The 19,583-nt window shown below is 71.2% G+C and carries 17 protein-coding genes and 1 pseudogene; 12 read left to right on the top strand and 6 right to left on the bottom strand.

Translation table 11 applies throughout. The annotated features are described in order from the left end of the window. Positions 1 to 770 precede the first annotated feature (770 nt). Positions 771 to 1,991 (top strand): GGDEF domain-containing protein, encoded by a 1,221-nt coding sequence (locus FF100_RS17320; RefSeq protein WP_139036932.1) that lies wholly within the window; start codon positions 771 to 773, stop codon positions 1,989 to 1,991. An 87-nt stretch (positions 1,992 to 2,078) separates the two neighbouring features. Here the strand turns inward: FF100_RS17320 and FF100_RS17315 are convergent, their stop codons facing one another. After that, the gene (locus tag FF100_RS17315) at positions 2,079 to 2,348 is read right to left on the bottom strand and encodes a hypothetical protein (RefSeq protein WP_139036931.1); all 270 of its coding nucleotides are present in this window, start codon (positions 2,346 to 2,348) and stop codon (positions 2,079 to 2,081) included. Positions 2,349 to 2,394: 46 nt separating this feature from the next. Further along, a complete protein-coding gene (locus FF100_RS17310; RefSeq protein ID WP_139037071.1) occupies positions 2,395 to 3,105 on the bottom strand; it encodes a carbonic anhydrase in 711 nt (236 codons plus the stop codon). Between the two features lie 323 nt (positions 3,106 to 3,428). Here FF100_RS17310 and FF100_RS38645 point away from each other — a divergent pair. Continuing rightward, a pseudogene (locus FF100_RS38645) lies at positions 3,429 to 3,656 on the top strand (proline racemase family protein); the annotation flags it as partial. 14 nt (positions 3,657 to 3,670) lie between these two features. On the opposite strand, the gene modA reads toward FF100_RS38645, so the two are convergent. After that, the gene (modA, locus tag FF100_RS17300) at positions 3,671 to 4,462 is read right to left on the bottom strand and encodes a molybdate ABC transporter substrate-binding protein (protein WP_139036930.1); all 792 of its coding nucleotides are present in this window, start codon (positions 4,460 to 4,462) and stop codon (positions 3,671 to 3,673) included. Between the two features lie 203 nt (positions 4,463 to 4,665). On the opposite strand from modA, the gene FF100_RS17295 reads away from it, so the two are divergent. The 7 genes from FF100_RS17295 to FF100_RS17265 all read left to right on the top strand — a co-directional run bounded on the left by FF100_RS17295 (position 4,666) and on the right by FF100_RS17265 (position 10,558). Next, on the top strand, positions 4,666 to 5,481 hold the full coding sequence (locus tag FF100_RS17295) for a glutathione S-transferase family protein (RefSeq protein ID WP_139036929.1): 816 nt from the start codon (positions 4,666 to 4,668) through the stop codon (positions 5,479 to 5,481). Between the two features lie 48 nt (positions 5,482 to 5,529). After that, complete coding sequence (locus FF100_RS17290; RefSeq protein ID WP_139036928.1) at positions 5,530 to 6,141, top strand: TRAP transporter small permease; 612 nt, start codon at positions 5,530 to 5,532, stop codon at positions 6,139 to 6,141. Next, positions 6,138 to 7,463: a TRAP transporter large permease gene (locus FF100_RS17285; RefSeq protein ID WP_139036927.1), complete on the top strand. Its 1,326-nt coding sequence runs from the start codon at positions 6,138 to 6,140 to the stop codon at positions 7,461 to 7,463. The genes FF100_RS17290 and FF100_RS17285 overlap by 4 nt, the downstream gene beginning before the upstream one ends. A 101-nt stretch (positions 7,464 to 7,564) precedes the next feature. Further along, positions 7,565 to 7,909 (top strand): hypothetical protein, encoded by a 345-nt coding sequence (locus FF100_RS17280; RefSeq protein ID WP_139036926.1) that lies wholly within the window; start codon positions 7,565 to 7,567, stop codon positions 7,907 to 7,909. Next, positions 7,906 to 9,366 (top strand): methyl-accepting chemotaxis protein, encoded by a 1,461-nt coding sequence (locus FF100_RS17275; RefSeq protein WP_139036925.1) that lies wholly within the window; start codon positions 7,906 to 7,908, stop codon positions 9,364 to 9,366. The genes FF100_RS17280 and FF100_RS17275 overlap by 4 nt, the downstream gene beginning before the upstream one ends. An 86-nt stretch (positions 9,367 to 9,452) precedes the next feature. Beyond that, positions 9,453 to 10,031: an NADPH-dependent FMN reductase gene (locus FF100_RS17270; protein WP_139036924.1), complete on the top strand. Its 579-nt coding sequence runs from the start codon at positions 9,453 to 9,455 to the stop codon at positions 10,029 to 10,031. 110 nt (positions 10,032 to 10,141) lie between these two features. Beyond that, positions 10,142 to 10,558 (top strand): nuclear transport factor 2 family protein, encoded by a 417-nt coding sequence (locus tag FF100_RS17265; RefSeq protein WP_139036923.1) that lies wholly within the window; start codon positions 10,142 to 10,144, stop codon positions 10,556 to 10,558. Positions 10,559 to 10,594: 36 nt separating this feature from the next. Here FF100_RS17265 and FF100_RS17260 read toward each other — a convergent pair whose 3' ends face one another. The 3 genes from FF100_RS17260 to pcaF form a co-directional block, all read right to left on the bottom strand. Next, positions 10,595 to 11,635, bottom strand: a complete 1,041-nt coding sequence (locus tag FF100_RS17260; RefSeq protein WP_139036922.1) for a KpsF/GutQ family sugar-phosphate isomerase — start codon at positions 11,633 to 11,635, stop codon at positions 10,595 to 10,597. 148 nt (positions 11,636 to 11,783) lie between these two features. Beyond that, a complete protein-coding gene (locus tag FF100_RS17255; protein ID WP_139036921.1) occupies positions 11,784 to 12,752 on the bottom strand; it encodes a helix-turn-helix transcriptional regulator in 969 nt (322 codons plus the stop codon). A gap of 317 nt (positions 12,753 to 13,069) precedes the next feature. Beyond that, positions 13,070 to 14,275: a 3-oxoadipyl-CoA thiolase gene (pcaF, locus tag FF100_RS17250; protein WP_171070227.1), complete on the bottom strand. Its 1,206-nt coding sequence runs from the start codon at positions 14,273 to 14,275 to the stop codon at positions 13,070 to 13,072. Positions 14,276 to 14,437: 162 nt separating this feature from the next. Here pcaF and FF100_RS17245 point away from each other — a divergent pair, with 162 nt between their 5' ends. From FF100_RS17245 to FF100_RS17235, 3 genes are all read left to right on the top strand, one after another. After that, complete coding sequence (locus FF100_RS17245; protein ID WP_139036919.1) at positions 14,438 to 14,806, top strand: hypothetical protein; 369 nt, start codon at positions 14,438 to 14,440, stop codon at positions 14,804 to 14,806. A 291-nt stretch (positions 14,807 to 15,097) separates the two neighbouring features. Next, complete coding sequence (locus tag FF100_RS17240; RefSeq protein ID WP_484206311.1) at positions 15,098 to 16,300, top strand: efflux RND transporter periplasmic adaptor subunit; 1,203 nt, start codon at positions 15,098 to 15,100, stop codon at positions 16,298 to 16,300. 14 nt (positions 16,301 to 16,314) lie between these two features. Continuing rightward, the gene (locus FF100_RS17235) at positions 16,315 to 19,488 is read left to right on the top strand and encodes an efflux RND transporter permease subunit (RefSeq protein WP_139036918.1); all 3,174 of its coding nucleotides are present in this window, start codon (positions 16,315 to 16,317) and stop codon (positions 19,486 to 19,488) included. Positions 19,489 to 19,583: the final 95 nt, after the last annotated feature.

Raw genomic sequence — 19,583 nt, 5'->3', positions numbered from 1 at the left:
CCGTCTCGACGACCGGTCCCCGCGTCGTCGAGGCAGGATCTCGGCAACATGCCCCGAAGCGGCCGCCGGTTCGGCGGCGGCCATGATCGAAGGGCATGGGACCGGGCAGCGTTGTCCCCTGCCGCTCTGCTCGGCGCATCGCCAGATCGCAGCGCAACGCGGGGCGCGACAGGATTTTCCGGCCGCGTCGGCCGACCATTCCCCCAGCGACCTCATCCCGGTGTGGTGACGAGCGAAGATCGGCGGGTCTCGAAGGGCACCGCGACGGATCGCGGATCGGCGCGTTCCCCCGCGCCGCGGTCATGCGAACTCCGATGGATGGCTTCGCGATGCCGAGATCGCTCTCGCGCGAGTAGCCGAGGGCTGGTGATGCCGATTCCGAAAGAAGCAATCCGAGGATCGTACGGTGCCTCGAGACCATATTTTCTGCTGCATGGTCTAACGGCATGAGATGAATGCGCTGTCATGCGCCCTCAGGGCGATGACCGTGATTGGCATGTCGCCTCAAATTCGATGGGGCGGTCTTCAGTTCGTTCGACGGCACCCAGGCGTGTGACCTGGCAGTACCGGCCTCGTGCGCGCCCTCCATCGCTTTCGTGACGGTACATCGAGCAGGAGTTGCAGCGATTGCCGCAGCGGCCGGCGCGGATCCGACCATCTTTGACTGGGAAAATAATCTTTGAAATTTCATTTTACACTTTAAGGAACGAGTAGGTGCCCCAGCCTAAAGAGAAATCCCCCATGGAAGGCCGCCGACGGGAGACGGGAACTTGGCTGTCGAATCGTCCGCGGAAGCCGGCGGCATCGGGAGTCTGGACTGGCTGCTACGCTTCGATGCACGCGCCGAGGCGCGCTACGAGGCGGAGCACGGTCGCGATCGGGCCGCCGCGATGCTGCGGCTCCTGCTGATCGGCCTGATTCTCTACAACATCTTCAACTTCACCAGCGCCTGGATGACGCCGGACATCGCCGGGCTCTGCATCGTGCTGCGCCTGCTGGTCGTGACGCCGATCACGCTGATCCTCGCCTGGAGGATCGTCCGGGTCGGCCCAGTCCTGCGCGAGTGTCTCGCCCTGGTCACGGCGATCGGGGCGGTGGCGACGCCGCTCGTGCTGTTCTGGCTGACGCGGGCCCCGCTCGGCAACTACACGTTCTTCGATACGAGCCTGGTCGTCATCTACGCCAACGTGCTGTTCGCGATGCGCTTCCGGCACGCGCTCGTCTTCACGGCCGTGTCGCTGCTCGGCGCCGCCCTTGCCCTCGCCACGAAGCCCGAACTCGACCTCGCCCTGCGGTCGGTCCTCGGCCTGCAATTCGCCACCGCCTGCGCGGTGAGCCTCTACGCGAATTACTGCATGGAGCGGCGGCGCTGCGGCGAGTACCTGAGGACCCTCGCGGCGCAGCTCGCATCGGAGGCGGCCGAGGCGGCGGGCCAGCGCTACAAGGGCTTGTCGGGGACCGACGCTCTGACCGGGCTGCCGAACCGCCGCATCCTCGACGAGACGGCGGCAGCGTGGTGCGCCGACCGGCGCGCCGCCGCCCTCATGATGATCGATGTCGATCACTTCAAGTCGTTCAACGACACGCTGGGGCATCCGGAAGGCGATGCCTGCCTGCGGCGCGTCGCGGCCCTGTTCACCACTTTCGCCTCCGGACCGGACATCCTGGCCGCCCGCTTCGGCGGCGAGGAGTTCACGCTCATCCTGCGCGATGCCGGGACGTCGGAAGCGGTCCGTCTCGCCGCCGCTCTGGTGCGCGCCGTGGCGGTGCTCGGCATCGCCCATCCCGGCCGCCCGGACGACCTGGGCATCGTCACCGTCAGCATCGGCGTCGCGCTCAAGGGCGCGGGTGCCGCCTCCCCGCCGGACGCGCTGTTCGCCGAGGCCGACCAGGCTCTCTACCAAGCCAAGCGCCGGGGACGGAAAGGCTACGCCCTCGCGACGCGAGACGGGGCCGTCGGGGCGATCCCGTCGGTCGCGCGATCCGCCTGATTGAACCGGCGGCGCAGGATCCGCTCCACGGCAGCCCGGTCCACCATCGTCGGCGAGGCGCGGGGGCGCAGGGCGCGGCCGATCCGATCAGCGGGCGGTGCAGCGCAGCGCCTCGCGCTGGCAGGCGAAGCCCGGGGTCGAGCAATGGATCCCCTCGGCGCCGCGGGTGCAGACGCGACACGAATCGGTCCATTCGCGGCAGCCGCCATCCTCGGCCGGCGACACCGCGGCCGCCGGGATCGGCACCGGCCCGCGGGCCGGTGCGACATGGGCGACGAGGATCGTCGCCAGGGTGGCGGCGGTGGCGATCCACGCGAAGGCGGCGTCGCGGGAGCGGTCGGGTCGGAGATCGGCCATGACGGCGTCCTCTCCCGCCGCTTCCCGCCTGTCAATCCGTCAGGTCCTACTCGGCCGCCCTGACCTCGGGCGCGCCCACGCCGGCCGCCGCGAGGCGCGGCGCCGAGGACGCCTCGGCCACCGGCAGCTCGTCCTCCTCGGCCAGGACCACGAAACGGCCGACCTCGCCGTCATAGACCAGCAGGTGGCCGGTCTCGATCTCGAACAGCCAGCCGTGCAGGGTGAGCTGGCCGGAGGCGAGCGCGCTCGCCACGGCCGGATGGGTGCGCAGGTGGTTGAGCTGGGCCAGCACGTTCTCCATCGCCAGGGCGTGCAGGCGGCGCTTGTCGTCGATGTCGTCCGGATAGGCGTCGCAGACGATCTTGCGGGCGGCCTCGCCGTGGCGCAGCCAGGCAGCGACGCTCGGCATCTTCTCGGCCAGGCCCGGGGTCAGCAGGCCCTTCATCGCGCCGCAATCCGAGTGGCCGCAGACCACGATGTCGCGGACGTTGAGCGCCATCACGGCGTACTCGACCGCCGCGGTCACGCCGCCCATCATGGTGGCGAAGGGCGGCACGATGTTGCCGACGTTGCGGGTGACGAACAGCTCGCCCGGGCCCGCCTGGGTGATCAGCTCGGGCACGACGCGGGAATCGGCGCAGGAGATCACGAGCGCTTTCGGCTTCTGGCCGTCATGGACGAGGCGCTGATAGACCGACTTCTGGCTCGGGAACACCTGCTCGCGGAACTGGGTGAACCCCTGAACGATATTGTCCATCATCGGCAACTCCTCTCGCTGGCCGCACCCGCGCGGGCTCCCGCGGGAGCCGCGCCGTGAGCCGGGAACCATGATGCCGAGAACGTGGCAGGAGCCGGCGGGTTGCCCGCGGGCACGGCTCTCCCGCTGCGTCATCTGGCCCGGCGCCGTCGTGGGATGAGATGCTGGCCGTTACCGTAGCCGGTCGCAACGGCGGCCGGCAGGACACCTCCGGTTGCGTTCCCAAGGAAGGGCGTCACGGCGGTCAACGTCCCGGCGGTACCGAACGTCGCATCGGGCGGCGGGAAATCGCCGGCGGCCTGCGCGCTATGACGCCGCGGCGATTGCCGCGACGGAGGGGGCCGCGTCGCGACGAGTCTTCGAAGGACCGCCCCACGCACCCGCACACCTTCCTCAGCGTCGACGCCCATCCCTGCGGCAATCCAGTACGGGTGGTCGCCGGCGGCGGGCCGGTCCGGCCCAACGTGTCGATGGGCGAGAAGCGGCAGATCGTCCTGGCCGAGCACGACTGGGTGCGCCGTGGCCTGATGTTCGAGCCGCGCGGCCGCGACGAGGGGCGGGCGTCCTACTGCGACGCCCCCTCCCCGATCACCGTGAATCCGTGCGCTTCGAAGACGCGGCGAGCCGCCTTGCTCCTCAGATAGGAGAGGAGGCGTGCGCCGCCCTCGCCCTTCGCCTCCGCGGTGACCGCGACGGGGTAGATCACCGGCGGGTGGCTGGCCTGCGGGAACACGCCCACCACCTTCACGCCCGGATCCGACCTGGCGTCGCTCTCGTAGACCACGCCGAGCGGCGCCTCGCCCCGCGAGACCAGGGCGAGCGCCGCCCGCACGTTGTCGGCCTGGGCAAGCCGCGGCTGAAGCGATGCCCACAAGCCCAGTGTCTCGAACGCCGCCTTGGCGTACTTGCCGATCGGCACGGAATTGACCTCGCCGGTGGCGAGCCGCCCGTCCGGCCCGAGGGTCCGGGAAAACCAGTCCGGCGTGAAGGCCGCCTCGGTCGTCGTCGCGTCCTTCGGCGCCACCACCACCAGGCGGTTGGCGAGAAGGTTCACCCGGGTCTCGGGCCGGATCAGCTTGCGGGCGGCGAGGTAGTCCATCCAGTCGAGATCGGCCGAGGCGAAGAGGTCGGCCGGCGCACCCTGCTCGATCTGGCGGGCCAGCGCCGAGGAGGCGGCATAGCTCGCCCGGACCCGGGTCCCGCTCTCGGCGCTGAACGCCTTGCCGGCCTCGTCGAGGGCGTTCTTGAGGCTCGCCGCCGCAAAGACCGTAATCGGTTCCGCCGCCAGGGCCGGGGCGGCCAGCAGCGTGCTCGCGAGGAGGAGGCAGGTGGCCCGGAGGGCGCGGGTGCGGCGCATGGCGGAAGTCCGTTGGGTCGTCGCGGCCGGGAGATCGGCCGTTGCGTTATATGCCGTCAGGCATAGCGCGGGCCAGCCCTGGCGGCACCGACGCGCCGCCTCCCGATCCCCCCCTCCACCAACCATCGTCGGGTTCACGCACCATGCCGCCCCGTGCGACACTCCCGCCAACCAACAAGACGGCTCCGGGGGGAACCATCGCCATGCTGCTCTACGAGCATCCGCTCTCGTCCTATGCGCAGAAGGTCAAGATCGCGCTGCGCGAGAAGGGCGTGGCCTTCTCCGCCGAGCTGCCCGAAACCTTCGGCACCGGACGGAGCGACGGCCCGTTCGCGCAGGCCAACCCGCGCACCGAGGTGCCGGTTCTGGTCGACGGCGAGGTCGCGATCTTCGAATCGACCGTGATCCTCGAATACATCGAGGAACGCTGGCCGGAGCCGCCGCTGCTGCCCCGCGACCCTGCCGCCCGCGCCCGGGCCCGCATGACCGAGGAGGTCTGCGACACCCAGTACGAGGCGGTGAACTGGGGCTTCGGCGAGATCCTGTGGTTCCGCCGTGCGTCGGGTGCCCTCGCCGATCACCTGCGCGGCCAGGCGGCGGCGCAGACGAGGACTTTGCAGGACTGGCTCGCCGGCCGGCTCGGCGAGGCGGAGTGGTTCGGGGGCGCGTCCTTCGGCTGGGCCGACGCGGCGGCGGCGCCGATGGTCAACCGCTCGGTGCATTACGGGCTCGGACCCGGCGTGGGCAGCCCCCTCGCCCGCTGGCATGCCCGGGTGCGCGAGCGCCCCGCGGTGGCCGAGACCTTCCGGGAATTCGACGCCGCAGCCGCCCGGATGGCCGAGGCCGCCGACCTCTACACCACCGGCGGGCGCCGGCGCGAGTACCGCGACCACCGGCTCGAATGGATGGTGAAGTCCGGCGGCGTCGAGGTGGTTCTGGCCGGCCTGCGCGACCGCACCATCCGCTTCCCGTGGCCCGACCCCTCGCCCGACCCCCGGCCCGACGGCGAGGCGCCCTGACGGCGTCCGTCCCGCGATCCCGTCCTCCGCCAGCCCCCGGGAGATTCCATGCATCCCCTGCGCATCCTCGACCGCCTCGAGGAAATCCTGATCGCGAGCCTGATGGCCGGCGCGACGCTGCTGATCTTCGTCGCCGTCGTGCACCGCTACGCCTCGGGCATCGACGCGCTCTACCCCATCACCGCCGCGATCCACCTCTCCTGGGCCCAGGAGCTGTGCATCTACATGTTCGTCTGGATGGCGAAGTTCGGCGCGGCCTACGGCGTGCGCACCGGCATCCATGTCGGCGTCGACGTGGCGGTGAACCAGCTGCCGCCCGCCTGGCGCAACCGGATCGTGCTGTTCGGCCTGCTCAGCGGCGCGCTGTTCACGGCCATCGTCGGCACGATGGGTGCGCGCTTCGTCTACGGCCTCGTCGATACCGACCAGACCACGCCCGACCTCGAGATTCCGAGCTGGATCGTCTACCTGGCGATTCCCCTCGGCTCCACCCTGATGTGCTTCCGCTTCCTGCAGGTCGCCTGGCGCTTCTGGCGCACCGGCGAGCTGCCCCACCACGATCCGGGCCATGTCGAGGGCGTGGTCGAGAGCCCGCACGCGGCGGAAGACCTGGCCGAGACCCTGTCTCGTGAGGCCCGCACCGGAGGATCCGCGCGATGAACGCCGCCATCATCTTCGGGCTGCTCATCGCCCTGATGCTCACCGGCATGCCGATCTCGATCGCGCTCGGCCTGTCGGTGCTCACCTTCCTGTTCACCATGACCACCGTGCCGATCGAGGCGGTGGCGCTGAAGCTGTTCACCGGGATCGAGAACTTCGAGATCATGGCGATCCCGTTCTTCATCCTCTCGGGCAACTTCCTCACCCATGGCGGCGTCGCCCGGCGGATGATCAACTTCGCCACCGCGATGATCGGCCATTGGCACGGCGGCCTGGGCTTGGCCGGCGTGATGGCCTGCGCGCTGTTCGCCGCGATCTCGGGCTCGAGCCCGGCCACGGTCGTGGCGATCGGCTCGATCATCCTGCCCGCCATGGTGGCACAGGGCTTCCCCAAGCGCTTCGGCGCCGGGGTCATCACCACCTCGGGGGCGCTCGGCATCCTGATCCCGCCCTCGATCGTGATGGTGATGTACTCGGTGGCGACGAGCGGCGCGGTGGTGTTCGGGCCCGACGGCCAGCGCGTCTCCTCGGCCTCGATCTCGACCCTGTTCGTCGCCGGCGTGATCCCGGGCCTGATGCTGGCGGCACTCCTCGGCCTCACCACCTGGTACCGGGCGCGCAAGTTCGGCTATCCGCGCATGCCCAAGGCGAGCTGGCGCGAGCGCTGGGTCGCGTTCCGCAAGTCGGTCTGGGGCCTCTTGCTGATCGTGCTGGTGCTGGGCGGCATCTATACCGGCGCCTTCACGCCGACCGAGGCGGCGGCGGTCAGCGCCGTCTATGCCTTCGTCATCGCGCTGTTCGTCTACCGCGACCTCACCTGGCGCGACGTGCCGCGGGTGCTGCTCGATTCGGCCAACATGAGCGCGATGCTGCTCTACATCATCACCAACGCGGTGCTGTTCTCGTTCCTGATGACGAGCGAGCAGATCCCGCAGGCGATGGCGAGCTGGATCACCGGGGCCGGCCTGAACTGGGTGGTGTTCCTGCTGATCGTCAACCTGCTGCTGCTCATCGCCGGCAACGTGATGGAACCGTCCTCGATCGTGCTGATCATGGCGCCGATCCTGTTCCCGATCGCCGCCAAGCTCGGCATCGACCCGGTGCATTTCGGCATCCTGATCGTGGTCAACATGGAGGTCGGCATGTGCCACCCGCCGGTCGGGCTCAACCTCTACGTGGCCTCGGGCATCACCCGCATGGGCATCACCGAGCTGACCATCGCGGTCTGGCCGTGGCTCCTGACCATGCTGGGCTTCCTGGCGGTCGTGACCTACGTCCCGGCGATCTCGCTGTGGTTGCCGCGGCTGCTCGGGATGATGTGAGACTCAATCCATCGGGCGCGATCTTTCCGTGCCCGACTTTACCTCTCGTCAGGTAATGGCAACTAACGGTCATCTGCCTCTCAGGAGCGGAGCGAACCGAGATGCCACCGTCCGGACGGCCTCTCCCGGCCCGGCCCACCGCCGCCCTCGCCCTCTCCCTGGCGCTACTGGTGCCGGTCCTGGTCGCGCTCGCCCCCCGCACCGGCCCCGTCGCCGTGCTCGGCCCACCGGGGGCCGGGGCGGCGGAGGCAGCCCGCATCGTCGCGGCGGCCGGCGGCGTCCTCCTGCGGGCCGGCCGCTTCGACACCCTGTTGGTCGCCGCCTCGGACGAGCCGGGCTTCGCCCGCCGCCTCTACGCCGCCGGGGCCTGGCTCGTCGTGCATCCGGCTTGGGCCGGCCCCTGCACGCCCTCTCCCTCGCCGCCCTCCACGGATTCAGGCCGATGACGACCCTCGACACGCTCCGGCGCGCCTTCGCGCGCGTCCTGGTGACGCTCCTGTGGCTGCACCTGCCGGTGCTCGCCGCCACGCAGGTCCTGGTCGGCGGGCTCGACCCCGTCCAGCTCGTCGGTGCCGGCCTGCTCGCCGGGGTCACCACGCTCCTGTGGCGGCGCGACCCGATCGGCCTGCCGACCCGGCTGACCAGCGGCGTCGCGCTCATCGGCATGCCGGCCCTGCTGGTCGCCGCCCTCGACGGCCATCCCTGGCAGGCCGACACCCACATGTACTTCTTCGCCTGCCTCGCGGTGCTGGTCGGCTGGTGCGACTGGCGGGTGGTGCTGGCGGCGGCGGGCGCGACGGCCCTGCATCACCTCGTGCTCAGCCTGACCGTGCCGGCCCTGGTCTTCCCGGGCGGCACCACCGGCGACATCGCCCGGGTGCTGCTCCATGCGGTGATCGTGCTCATGGAGACCGGGGTGCTGATGTGGGTCGCGCACCGGGTCGCGCGCGCCTGCTCGGCCCTCGATGTCGCGGAGGCGGCCGCAGCCGACATCGAGCGTCTGCGCCGGCTCGAAGCCGAGCAGAGCAACGCCGAGGGCGAGGCCGAGCGGGCGCGCCGCGCCGCGACCCGCCAGCTCGCCGACGGGTTCGAGATGGCTGTGGGAGGCATCGTCGGCGAGGTTTCGCAGGCGGCGGGCGAGCTCCAGGCCACCGCCCAGACCCTCTCGGCGACGGCCGGCCGCAACGCCGCCCAGGCGAGCGCGGTGGCGGGCGCCGCCGCTGGCGCGGCCGAGGCCGTCGACGTCGTCGCCCGCGCGCTGACCGATCTCGGCGCCTCGGTGGCGGCGATCGGCCGGCAGGTCGACGCCTCCGCCGAGGGCGCCGAGGCGGCGGTGGGCGAGGCCGCCCGCACCGCCGAGCTGGTGCGCGATCTCAGCGAGGCGGCGACGCGGATCGGCGACGTCGTCGGGCTGATCTCGTCGATCGCCAGCCAGACCAACCTGCTCGCCTTGAACGCCACCATCGAGGCCGCCCGCGCCGGCGCGGCGGGTCGCGGCTTCGCGGTGGTCGCCGCCGAGGTGAAGGAACTCGCCGGCCAGACCGCGAAGGCCACCGACGAGATCACCGGCCAGATCGGGCGGATCCAGCGCTCGACCGAGCAGGCGGTCGGCGCCATCGGGGCGATCGGCGGGCGCATTCGCGACATCAGCACCGTAACGGGGGTGATCGCGGCGGCGGTGGAGCAGCAGGAGGCGGCGACCCAGGCGATCATCCGCACCGTCGGCGAGGCGGCCGCCGGGACCGGCGCGGTGCGCGAGACCATCGGTGCCGTCGCCGGTCTCGCCGGCGAGACCGGCGACGCCGCCGCGCGGATGCTGGCCTCGGCCTCGGCGCTGTCGCGCCAGGCCGGGCATCTCGACGGCGAGGTTCGCGGCTACGTCGCCTCGGTGCGCACGGGGTGATGGGCTGCGGGGCTTCGCGTCGCGGCGAGATGGATTAGGATCTAACGCGGGCTCGTTCCCGCTGGAGCCCGCCGAAGGAGCCTGCCATGCCGCTCGTCGTCCCGGTCATCCTCGGCTCTGTGCGCGAAGGCCGCAACGGATTGCGCGCCGCCCGCTACCTGGTTCAGAGCCTCGAAAGCCGCGGCCACGAGGCGCCGCTGGTCGATCCGGTGGAACTCGGCCTGCCGCTGCTGGCGCGGATGTACAAGGAATACCCGAAGGGCGAGGCGCCCGAGGCCCTGGAGCGGCTCGCCGCCCTCTATCGCCGCGCCGACGGCTTCGTGGTGGTCTCGGCCGAGTACAACCACAGCATCCCGCCGGCCCTGTCCAACACTCTCGACCACTTCCTGGAGGAGTATTTCTGGCGGCCCTCGGCGATCGTCTGCTACTCGGCCGGCCGCTACGGCGGCGTGCGGGCGGCGATGCAGCTGCGCGCGATGCTGGGTGAGCTCGGCACCCCGAGCATTCCGTCGCTCCTGCCGATCCCCGAGGTGCACAAGGCGCTGGACGAGGACGGCAGGCCGCTCCAGCCCTGGCTGGAACGGCCGACCGGGCGCTTCATCGACGAGCTGACGTGGTACGCGGAGGCGTTGCGGGAGAGGAGGAAGGCCGGGGTGCCCTATTGAGCGGGGCCCGCTCCGAGGCCCTACGGTTCGGCGGACGCCGAAGCGTCCGAGGCGCATCCGGGGCTAGCATCCGGTGCCGGCCATCGGCCGGAACCGGAGAGCCTCCCCCCATGAGCACCGACGCCGCCATCCGCCACATCCACGAGCAGTGGCACGAGACCGTGGTCCGTCGCGACATCGACGGATTGATGGCGCTCTACACCGACGATGCGGTCTTCGAGAGCCCGCTCGTCTGGGCAGCCATGCCGGAGGGCGGCACGGGTCTCCTGACGGGAAAGGCCGCGATCCGGGACTTCTTCGAGGCCGGATTCCGCTCGCCGCAGAACGGCCTGGGCCGCTGGTACCGCACCGGCGTCGTCTTCTCGGACGGGCGGCAGCTGGCGTGGGAGTACCCGCGCCAGACGCCCGAGGGCGATCAGATCGACCTCGTGGAGATGATCGACCTATCCGACGGGCTCATCGCCCATCACCGGGTCTACTGGGGCTGGGTCGGGGTCAGGACGCTGTCCAGCCTGCCCGGACGCTGACCGGACCCGCCATGGATCGGGCCGGCCGCCCCACCCTCACACCACCCCCGCCCGCAGGATGTCGTGGATGTGCAGGATGCCCACCGGCCGGCCGCGATCGACCGCGAACAGGGCGGTGATCCGGCTGCGGTTCATCAGCTCCAGGGCGGCGCTGGCGAAGGTGCCGGGGGTGGTGGTGATCGGGGTCGGGGTCATGATCTCCTCGACCCGCCGGGCGAGGAGGTCGCTGTGGCCGGCGCCGGTGCTCATGTGGCGGCGCACGTCGCCGTCGGTGATCATCCCGACGAGCTGGCCGTGATCGTCGACGATGCCGGCGCAGCCGAAGCGCTTGCCCATCACGGCGATCAAGGCCTCCGAGACCCGCAGGCCCCGGGGGACCAGCGGCATCTCCTCGCCGGCGTGCATCAGCTGGGCTACTGTCTTGAGCCGGGCCGCGAGCTTGCCGCCGGGGTGGAACACCTTGAAGTCGCTGGCCGAGAAGCCGCGGCGCTCGAGCAGGGCCACCGCCAGAGCGTCGCCGAGCGCCAACTGGATCACGCTCGACGAGGTCGGCGCGAGGTTGTGCGGGCAGGCCTCCTTCACCAGCGGCAGCGGCAGCAGGATGTCGGCGGCCTGGCCGAGCGTGCTCGCCGGATTCGAGGTCATGCCGATCAGCCGCACGGCGAAGCGCCGAGAGAAGCTGATGAGGTCGCCGAGCTCGGTCGTCTCGCCCGACCAGGACAGGGCGATCACGATGTCCTGCTGGGTGATCATCCCGAGATCGCCGTGGCTGGCCTCGCTCGGGTGGATGAACGAGGACGGCGTGCCGGTCGAGGCCAGCGTCGAGGCGATCTTGCGCCCGATATGCCCGCTCTTGCCGATGCCCGACACGATCACCCGGCCGGGGATCTCGTGGATCGCCGCGACGGCGGCGCCGAAGCCGGCCTTCAACTCGTGGTCGAGAGCACGGGCGAGGGTCAGGAGCGCCTCGGCCTCGGTGCGGACGCTGCGGATGGCGGAGAAGTGCGCCGCCTCGACCACGTGCCCGCCCTCGCCGGCTTCCGCGGCGTAGCTCCCGGCCCGGTTCGAACTCTCCATCGTGCTCCTCGACCCCGACATCATCTGGTGCCGGAGCCTGCCGACTCATTTGCGGCCAGAATAGGTGCGCCGGCGTGTTTTTCGTGGCTCGCCGGCCGGCCGTGGCCGAAGAGCCTCAGGGCCTCGGCCGCGGCTTCGAGGCCCCGGCCTACGCCCCGGTCCCGAGATAGCTCTCGACCAGGCCGGTCAGCTCGGCGGCGGTCTCGGCCACGGTGTGGTCGGCCGTGTCGATCACCGCCCTGGCCCGGGCGTAGAGCGGCTCGCGGCTGACCAGGATACCGCGGATTTCCCGCAGGGCGTTGTCGCTGTCGGGCATCCGCGTCGGGGCGATGCCCTTGGCGGCCTGCTCGCGCACCCGCTGGATGTGCTCCTCCGGCCGCGCCTTGAGCCAGACGGTGAAGAAGGCCGAGAGCAGGAGATCGAAGGTCACGGGCTCGGCGACGATGCCGCCGCCGGTTGCCAGCACCATCGGGCCCGGCCGCTCGGCGAGCCGCCGCAGCGCCCCCTGCTCCAGGCGGCGATAGGTCTCCTGGCCGTAGATCGCGAAGATCTCCGCCACCGACAGGCCGTTCTCGCGCTCGATCTCGCGGTTGAGCTCGACGAAGGTCCAGCCCAGCCGCTCGGCGAGGATCCGCCCGAGGGTCGACTTGCCGGCGCCGCGCAGGCCGATCAGCGCCACCCGCTGCGTCGGGGCGTCGCCGGGGGCGGCCGAGCCCGACAGCACGCGCTTGGCCTCGGCGATCTGGTCGGGCCCCGCCTTCTCCAGGAGGTCGCGGACCACCGGCCAGTCGGGCGGGCTCTCGACCGCGGCGATCAGGTCCTCGAGCCGCACGCCCATGGCAAGCGCCACCCGTCGCAGCAGGATGATCGAGACGTTGCCCTGTCCGCTCTCGAGCTGCGCGATGTAGCGCTCCGACAGGCCCGAGGTCTGCGACAGCATCTTGCGCGACATCGCCCGCACCGCCCGCATGGTGCGGACGCGCTGGCCGAGGACGGTCAGGAAGTCGGCCTCGGGCTCGCCGCCCTCGGCCTCGCCGGTCTTCGCGACGCCGGCCTTGGCATCGGCCTTGGCATCGGTCTCGTCCGCGCCCGGGCGCGAACCGGTTCTGTTGGCCATGGCGGAGCCTCAGCGCGACCGGCCGGCGAAGCGGCGGCTTCGTCCGGGCGGCAGGAGGGCGGGGCCTGAGGAGAGAAGGTGGAGGGTCATGGGATCGTTGGCGCCGCGGCGGGCGTCCCGCGGGGCGGGCCGCTCCATCCGGGCGGGTTCCGGGAAACGAGCGAGAGCCCCCCATGCTTAGCCCAAGCGGTGAGCCCTCGCCATGGTGCAGTGCGGGAGGATCGCGGCGATCGAAAGGAATTCGATCTTGCCGCGTGGCTTTTCCACGGCGAAGCGAGGCGTCCCTGCGTCGCCCCGCCGCGGAGGAGCCCCGCGCCTCAGCCGATCCGCTCGACGGCCAGCGCCACCCCCTGGCCGACGCCGACGCACATCGTCGCGAGGCCGAGCCGCCCGCCGGTCCGGGCGAGCTGGAGCGCCACGCTGCCGGCGATGCGCGCTCCCGACATGCCGAGCGGGTGGCCGAGCGCGATGGCGCCGCCATTCGGGTTCACGTGGTCGGCATCGTCCGGCAGGCCGAGGCCGCGCAGGCAGGCGAGCGCCTGCGAGGCGAAAGCCTCGTTGAGCTCGACCGCATCGAAATCGGACGGTTTGAGGCCCAGGCGCGAACAGAGCTTCTCGACCGCCGGGATCGGCCCGATGCCCATCACCCGCGCCGGCACGCCCGCCGAGGCGAGGCCCAGCACCCGGGCGATCGGGGTGAGGCCGTGCCGCTCCGCGGCCTCCCGCGTGGCGAGAACCAGCGCGGCGGCGCCATCGTTGACCCCGGACGCGTTGCCGGCGGTCACGGTGCCGTCCTTCCTGACGAAGGGCTTCAGCTTCGCCAGTCCCTCGGCCGTGGTGTCGGCCCGGGGATGCTCGTCGCGCTCCACCTTGCTGTGGCCGCCCTTGCGGTTGGGGATCTCGACCGCGACGATCTCGGCCGCGAAGGTGCCGTCGGCTTGCGCCCGCGTCGCCCGGGCTTGCGAGCGCAACGCGAAGGCGTCCTGGTCGGCGCGGCCGATCTGGAAGTCCTCGGCCACGTTCTCGGCGGTCTCCGGCATCGAATCGACACCGTACTGGTGCTTGAGCACCGGATTGATGAAGCGCCAGCCGATCGTGGTGTCGTGAATCTCCGCCTGGCGCTGGAAGGCGCCCTCGCTCTTGCCCATTACGAACGGCGCCCGGGTCATCGATTCGACGCCGCCCGCCACCGCGAGGTCGATATCGCCGGAGCGGATCGCCCGGGCTGCGGCCCCGACCGCGTCGAGGCCCGAGGCGCAGAGCCGGTTGAGGGTCAGGCCCGCCACCCGCTCGGGATAGCCGGCGAGCAGCAGGGCCATGCGGGCCACGTTGCGGTTGTCCTCGCCGGCCTGGTTCGCGCAGCCGAGGAACACCTCCTCCACCGCCTCCTTGAGGGACGGGTTCCGCCGTGCCAGCTCCGCCAGCGGCAAAGCCGCGAGGTCGTCCGCCCGCACCTTCGCGAGCGCGCCGCCGTAGCGGCCGATCGGCGTGCGCACGTAATCGCAGATGTAGACGTCCCGCACCGCGCTCATGAGGCTTCTCCCGATCGATGTTTCGAAAAACCGGTACGGCGGAGTGCGGGGGCGATCAAGCCCCCGCGCGGTGTCGCCCGGACCATGTCGGGGTCCTGACAGAATGTCGCGGCGTCTTGTGCGGCGCGGTCGGAACCCCCACTGTCCCGCTCTGTGACCGGTCGTTTCTGGACATCTCTCGCGCGGCTCTGCGCGACCGCCTTCCTCGGCCTCGGCCTCGCCATTCTGGCGGTGTCGGCGGCGGACGCCGCGGGCGGCCGTCCCGGGCCGGTGCTGCGGGCGGCCCAGGGCGCCTCGCCGATGGCGAGCCTGCACGCCCACTGGGTCAAGGCGCCGGCCTGCACCCTCACCGCCGGCGGGGTCGACAATCCGAGGCCGGACGATGGGGGCGCCGCCAGCATGAACCTCGCCTGCCCGGGAGACGGTCCGGGGGCGAGCGGCGCCACGCTGATGCCGCCGCGCCGCCTCGGCTCCCTGGTGCGCGAGGGTGCCGCCCTGCCGGAGCGCCCACCGAAGGCCTGAGCCCGAGGATGGCCGTCGCCCCGTCCCGGGTGCGGCCGCGCCGTCGTACCGACGCCCCGGAACCCTGCGCGCCTCGAGCACCGACGCCGTGCGCGCGTCGGCAGCGGATCCGGCGTGCGTTCCCCCATGATCCGTTCGAGCCGCGACGCGTTCCCATCGCGAGCCTCGTCCGACGTCTCGGCGGCCCTGTGGCCCCTCGACGGTCCGATTCCCCTTTGGCCCTCCCGGGCCGGGATGCCCCGCGGCGCGACGTGCCCGGCGGCCTCCCCAGCGTGCAGGAAAGACCGACCCGTGATCCAACGCCGCCGCATCCTCCTCGGAGCGACCGCCCTCTTCCTCGGGCTCGCCGCCTGCAAGCCGGCCCAGCAGGCCGCCGCGCCCGCGGCTCCCGCCGCCCCGCCGGAGGTCTCGATCGTGACGGTCCGGCACCAGCCGATCCCCTACGAACGCGACCTGCCGGGCCGCGCCGCCCCGACCCGCATCGCCGAGGTCCGGGCCCGGGTCGCCGGCCTCGTCGTCAAGCGCACCTTCGAGCAGGGCAGCCAGGTCAAGGAGGGCGACATCCTCTACAAGATCGACCCGATGCCGTTCCGCGCCGACCTCGCCAGCGCCGAGGCGACGCTCGCCAAGGCCGAGGCCGCCCTGGTGCTGACCCGCCAGCAGGCCGAGCGCCTGGAGACCCTGCTCTCCCGCCAGACCGCGAGCCAGGCCCAGTACGACGCCGCCTTCGCGGCCCAGAAGCAGGCCGAGGCCGAGGTCGCCGGCGCCAAGGCGGCCCGCGACCGGGCGCAGCTCAACCTCGGCTACACGGACGTGCGGGCGCCGATCTCGGGCCGCATCGGCCGGGCGCTGGTGACCGAGGGCGCCCTCGTCGAGCAGGGCGGTGCCAGCAACCTGGCGACGATCCAGCAGCTCGACCCGATCTACGTCGACATCACCCAGTCGGTCGGCGAGCTGAACAAGCTGCGCCGCGACCTCGCCAGCGGCGAGCTCGACCGCCTCGCCGCCGACGTGGCGAGCGTCCGGGTGATCATGGATGACGGCTCGCTCTACCCCGAGCCCGGCCGGCTGCTGTTCTCCGACGTGACCGCCGATCCGAGCACCGGGCAGGTGACCCTGCGCGCCGTCGTCCCGAACCCGCACGGCGAGCTGTTCCCCGGCATGTATGTGCGCGCGCGCATCAAGCAGGGCATCGATTCCGACGCCATCGCGGTGCCCCAGCAGGCGGTGCAGCGCTCGAACGACGGCCGCGCCCAGGTCTGGCTCGTCGGGGAAGGCGACAAGGTGGTGCTCCAGCCGGTCGAGGTCGGTCCGGTGGTCGAGGGCCAGTGGGTGATCCGCGACGGGCTGAAGGAGGGCGACCGGGTCGTCGCCGAGGGCTTCCAGAAGATCGTCGCCGGCACCAAGGTCGCGGCGGTGCCGTTCGAGACCACCACGATGGCGGCCGCCGGGGCCGGGGCGCCGGCCGCACCCGCCTCCACCGAGCAGCGCTGAGGAGGACCCGCATCGTGGCCAGCTTCTTCATCGACCGTCCGGTCTTCGCCTGGGTCGTCGCCCTGTTCATCTGCCTCGGCGGCGCGCTCACGATCCCGATGCTGCCGGTGGCGCAGTACCCGATCATCGCGCCGCCCTCGATCGCCCTCTCCACCGCCTTCCCGGGCGCCTCCGTCGAGGACCTCTATACCGGCACGACGCGCCTCATCGAGGATGAGCTGAACGGCGCGGCCAACATCCAGAGCTTCGAATCGGCGAGCGACTCGTTCGGCGTCGTCGAGATCACGGCGAACTTCGAGCCGGGCACCGATCCGGGCTATGCCGGCGTCGAGGTGCAGAACCGCCTCAAGCGCGTCGAGGCGCGGCTTCCGGCGGAAGTGCGCCAGCAGGGCATCCTGGTCGAGGAGGCGTCCGCCGCGACCCTCAACATCATCACCCTCGTCTCCAAGGACGGGTCGATGGACGAGGTCGCGCTCGGCGACTTCCTGATCCGCAACGTCATCAACGAGATCCGCCGCATCCCGGGCGTCGGCCGCGCCACCCTGTACTCGACCGAGCGGTCGCTCCGCGTCTGGATCGACCCCGACAAGCTGCGCGGCCTGTCGCTCAACGCCTCCGACGTGACGCAGGCGATCACGCGCCAGAACGTCCAGATCGCATCCGGTGCCGTCGGCGCGCAGCCGAGCCCCGAGGTCCACAAGATCAACGTCCCGATCCTCGTGAAGGGCCAGATGCGGGCGCCCGAGGAATTCGGCGCCATCGTGCTGCGGGCCAATCCCGACGGCTCGACCGTGCGCCTGCGCGACGTCGCCCGGATCGAGCTCGGCGGCGAGGACTACAAGTTCACCACCCGCCTCAACGGCGGCGAGGCCGCCGGCATCTCGGTGACGCTCGCCCCCGACGGCAACGCGCTCGACACCGCCAAGGCGATCCGCGCCAAGATGGAGGAGCTGTCGCAGTTCTTCCCCGATTCGGTGAAGTGGGACATCCCCTACGACATCACGCCGGCGGTCGAGGCCTCGATCGAGAAGGTGCTGCACACCCTCGTCGAGGCGGTGGTGCTGGTGTTCATCGTGATGTTCCTGTTCCTGCAGAACATCCGCTACACCCTGATCCCGACGATCGTGGTGCCGATCGCGCTGCTCGGCACCTGCACGATCATGCTGCTCGCCGGGTTCTCGATCAACGTGCTGACCATGTTCGGCATGGTGCTCGCCATCGGCATCCTGGTCGACGACGCGATCGTGGTGGTCGAGAACGTCGAGCGGATCATGTCCGAGGAGGGCCTGTCGCCCAAGGAGGCGACCCGCAAGGCGATGCGCCAGATCACCGGCGCGATCATCGGCATCACGCTGGTGCTCGTCGCGGTGTTCATCCCGATGGCGTTCTTCCCCGGCTCGGTCGGCATTATCTACCGCCAGTTCTCGATCGCGATGGTGACCTCGATCGCCTTCTCGGCCTTCCTGGCGTTGTCGCTCACCCCGGCGCTCTGCGCCACGCTGCTGAAGCCCGTCGAGCCCGGCCACCACCACGCCAAGCGCGGCTTCTTCGGCTGGTTCAACCGGATCGTCGACCGCGAGACCGCCCGCTACGGACGGGGCGTCGCCTGGGCGGTGGCCAAGGCCGGCCGGATGATGGTGGTCTACCTGATCCTGGTCGCGGGCGTCGCCTACGCCTTCGTGCGCCTGCCCGAGGGCTTCCTGCCGGTCGAGGACCAGGGCTTCTTCACCGTCGACATCCAGACCCCGCCGGGCTCCTCGTTCAACCGCACGCTCGCGGCGGTGAAGAAGACCGAGGAGCACCTGATGGCCCAGCCGGGCGTGGCGACCGTGACGATCGTCAACGGCTTCTCGTTCTCGGGCCAGGGCCAGATGACCTCGCAGGCCTTCGTGACGCTGAAGCCGTGGTCGCAGCGCGGCAAGGACCAATCGGCCGCCGCGCTCGTCGCCGGCACCAACAAGGCGATGGCGAGCTACCGCGACGCGGTGATCCAGGCGCTCGAGCCGCCGCCGATCGACAACCTCGGCAACGCCTCGGGCTTCAGCTTCCGCCTCCAGGACCGCGCGCAGAAGGGCTACGCCGCGCTCATGGCCGCGCAGGAGCAGCTGCTGGCGCTCGCCCGCAAGAGCCCGGTGCTCAAGAACGTCTACGTCGAGGGCCTGCCGCCCGCCCCGCAGGCGGAGCTGGTGATCGACCGCGAGAAGGCGGCGGCGCTCGGCGTCAACTTCGCCGACATCAACGACACCATCCAGGTCAATCTCGGCTCGGTCTACACCAACGACTTCCCCAACCGGGGCAAGATGCAGCGGGTGATCGTCCAGGCCCAGGATGCCCAGCGTCTCAACGCCGCCGACCTGCTGAACTACAGCGTCAAGAACCACCTCGGCACGATGGTGCCGATGTCGTCCTTCGCCGACCTGAAGTGGAGCGTCGGCCCGGCCCAGATCATCGGCTTCAACGGCTACCAGTCGGTCCGCATCACCGGCGAGCCGGCGGCGGGCTTCACCTCGGGCGACGCCATCGCCGAGATGGAGCGGCTGATGACGGAATTGCCGAAGGGCTTCGGCTACACCTGGACCGGCCAGTCGCTGCAGGAGAAGCAGGCCGGCTCGCAGGCGACGCTGCTCCTGGCGCTGTCGGTGCTGATCGTGTTCCTGTGCCTTGCCGCGCTCTACGAGAGCTGGTCGATCCCGCTCGCGGTGATGCTGGTCATCCCGCTCGGCGTGATCGGCTCGGTCGCCGGCGTGATCATCCGCGAGATGCCGAACGACGTGTACTTCAAGATCGGCCTCATCACGATCATCGGCCTGTCGGCCAAGAACGCGATCCTGATCATCGAGTTCGCGCGCGAGCTGTGGAAGCCCGGCACCAGCCTCGTCACCGCCACGGTCGAGGCCTCGCGCCTGCGCTTCCGCCCGATCGTGATGACCTCGCTCGCCTTCATCTTCGGCGTCGTGCCGCTCGCCATCGCGACCGGCGCGGCCTCGAAGAGCCAGCAGGCGATCGGTACCGGCGTGATGGGCGGGATGATCACCGCCACGGTGCTGGCGGTGATCCTGGTCCCGGTCTTCTTCGTCGTCGCGATGCGGTTCTTCCAGAGGAAGCGGGTGCGCGAGGAGGGGCTGGATGCGGCGCCGGGGGCGGCGCATGCGTCGGAGCCGGCGCGGGAGCCCGCGCACGGGCATTGAGGAGACAGTGCGGGCCGGCTTCCTGGCCGGTCCGCGCAGCCCAGGGCTCTGGCCAGGGCTCTGTCGACGGATCTCGGCCATCAGTCGACCTCGCC

It is taken from the genome of Methylobacterium terricola (assembly GCF_006151805.1).
In the GTDB taxonomy this organism is placed as follows: Bacteria; Pseudomonadota; Alphaproteobacteria; order Rhizobiales; family Beijerinckiaceae; genus Methylobacterium; species Methylobacterium terricola.
The sequence above is the reverse complement of the archived record's forward strand: the minus strand, read 5'-3'. Positions and strand labels throughout refer to the sequence as shown.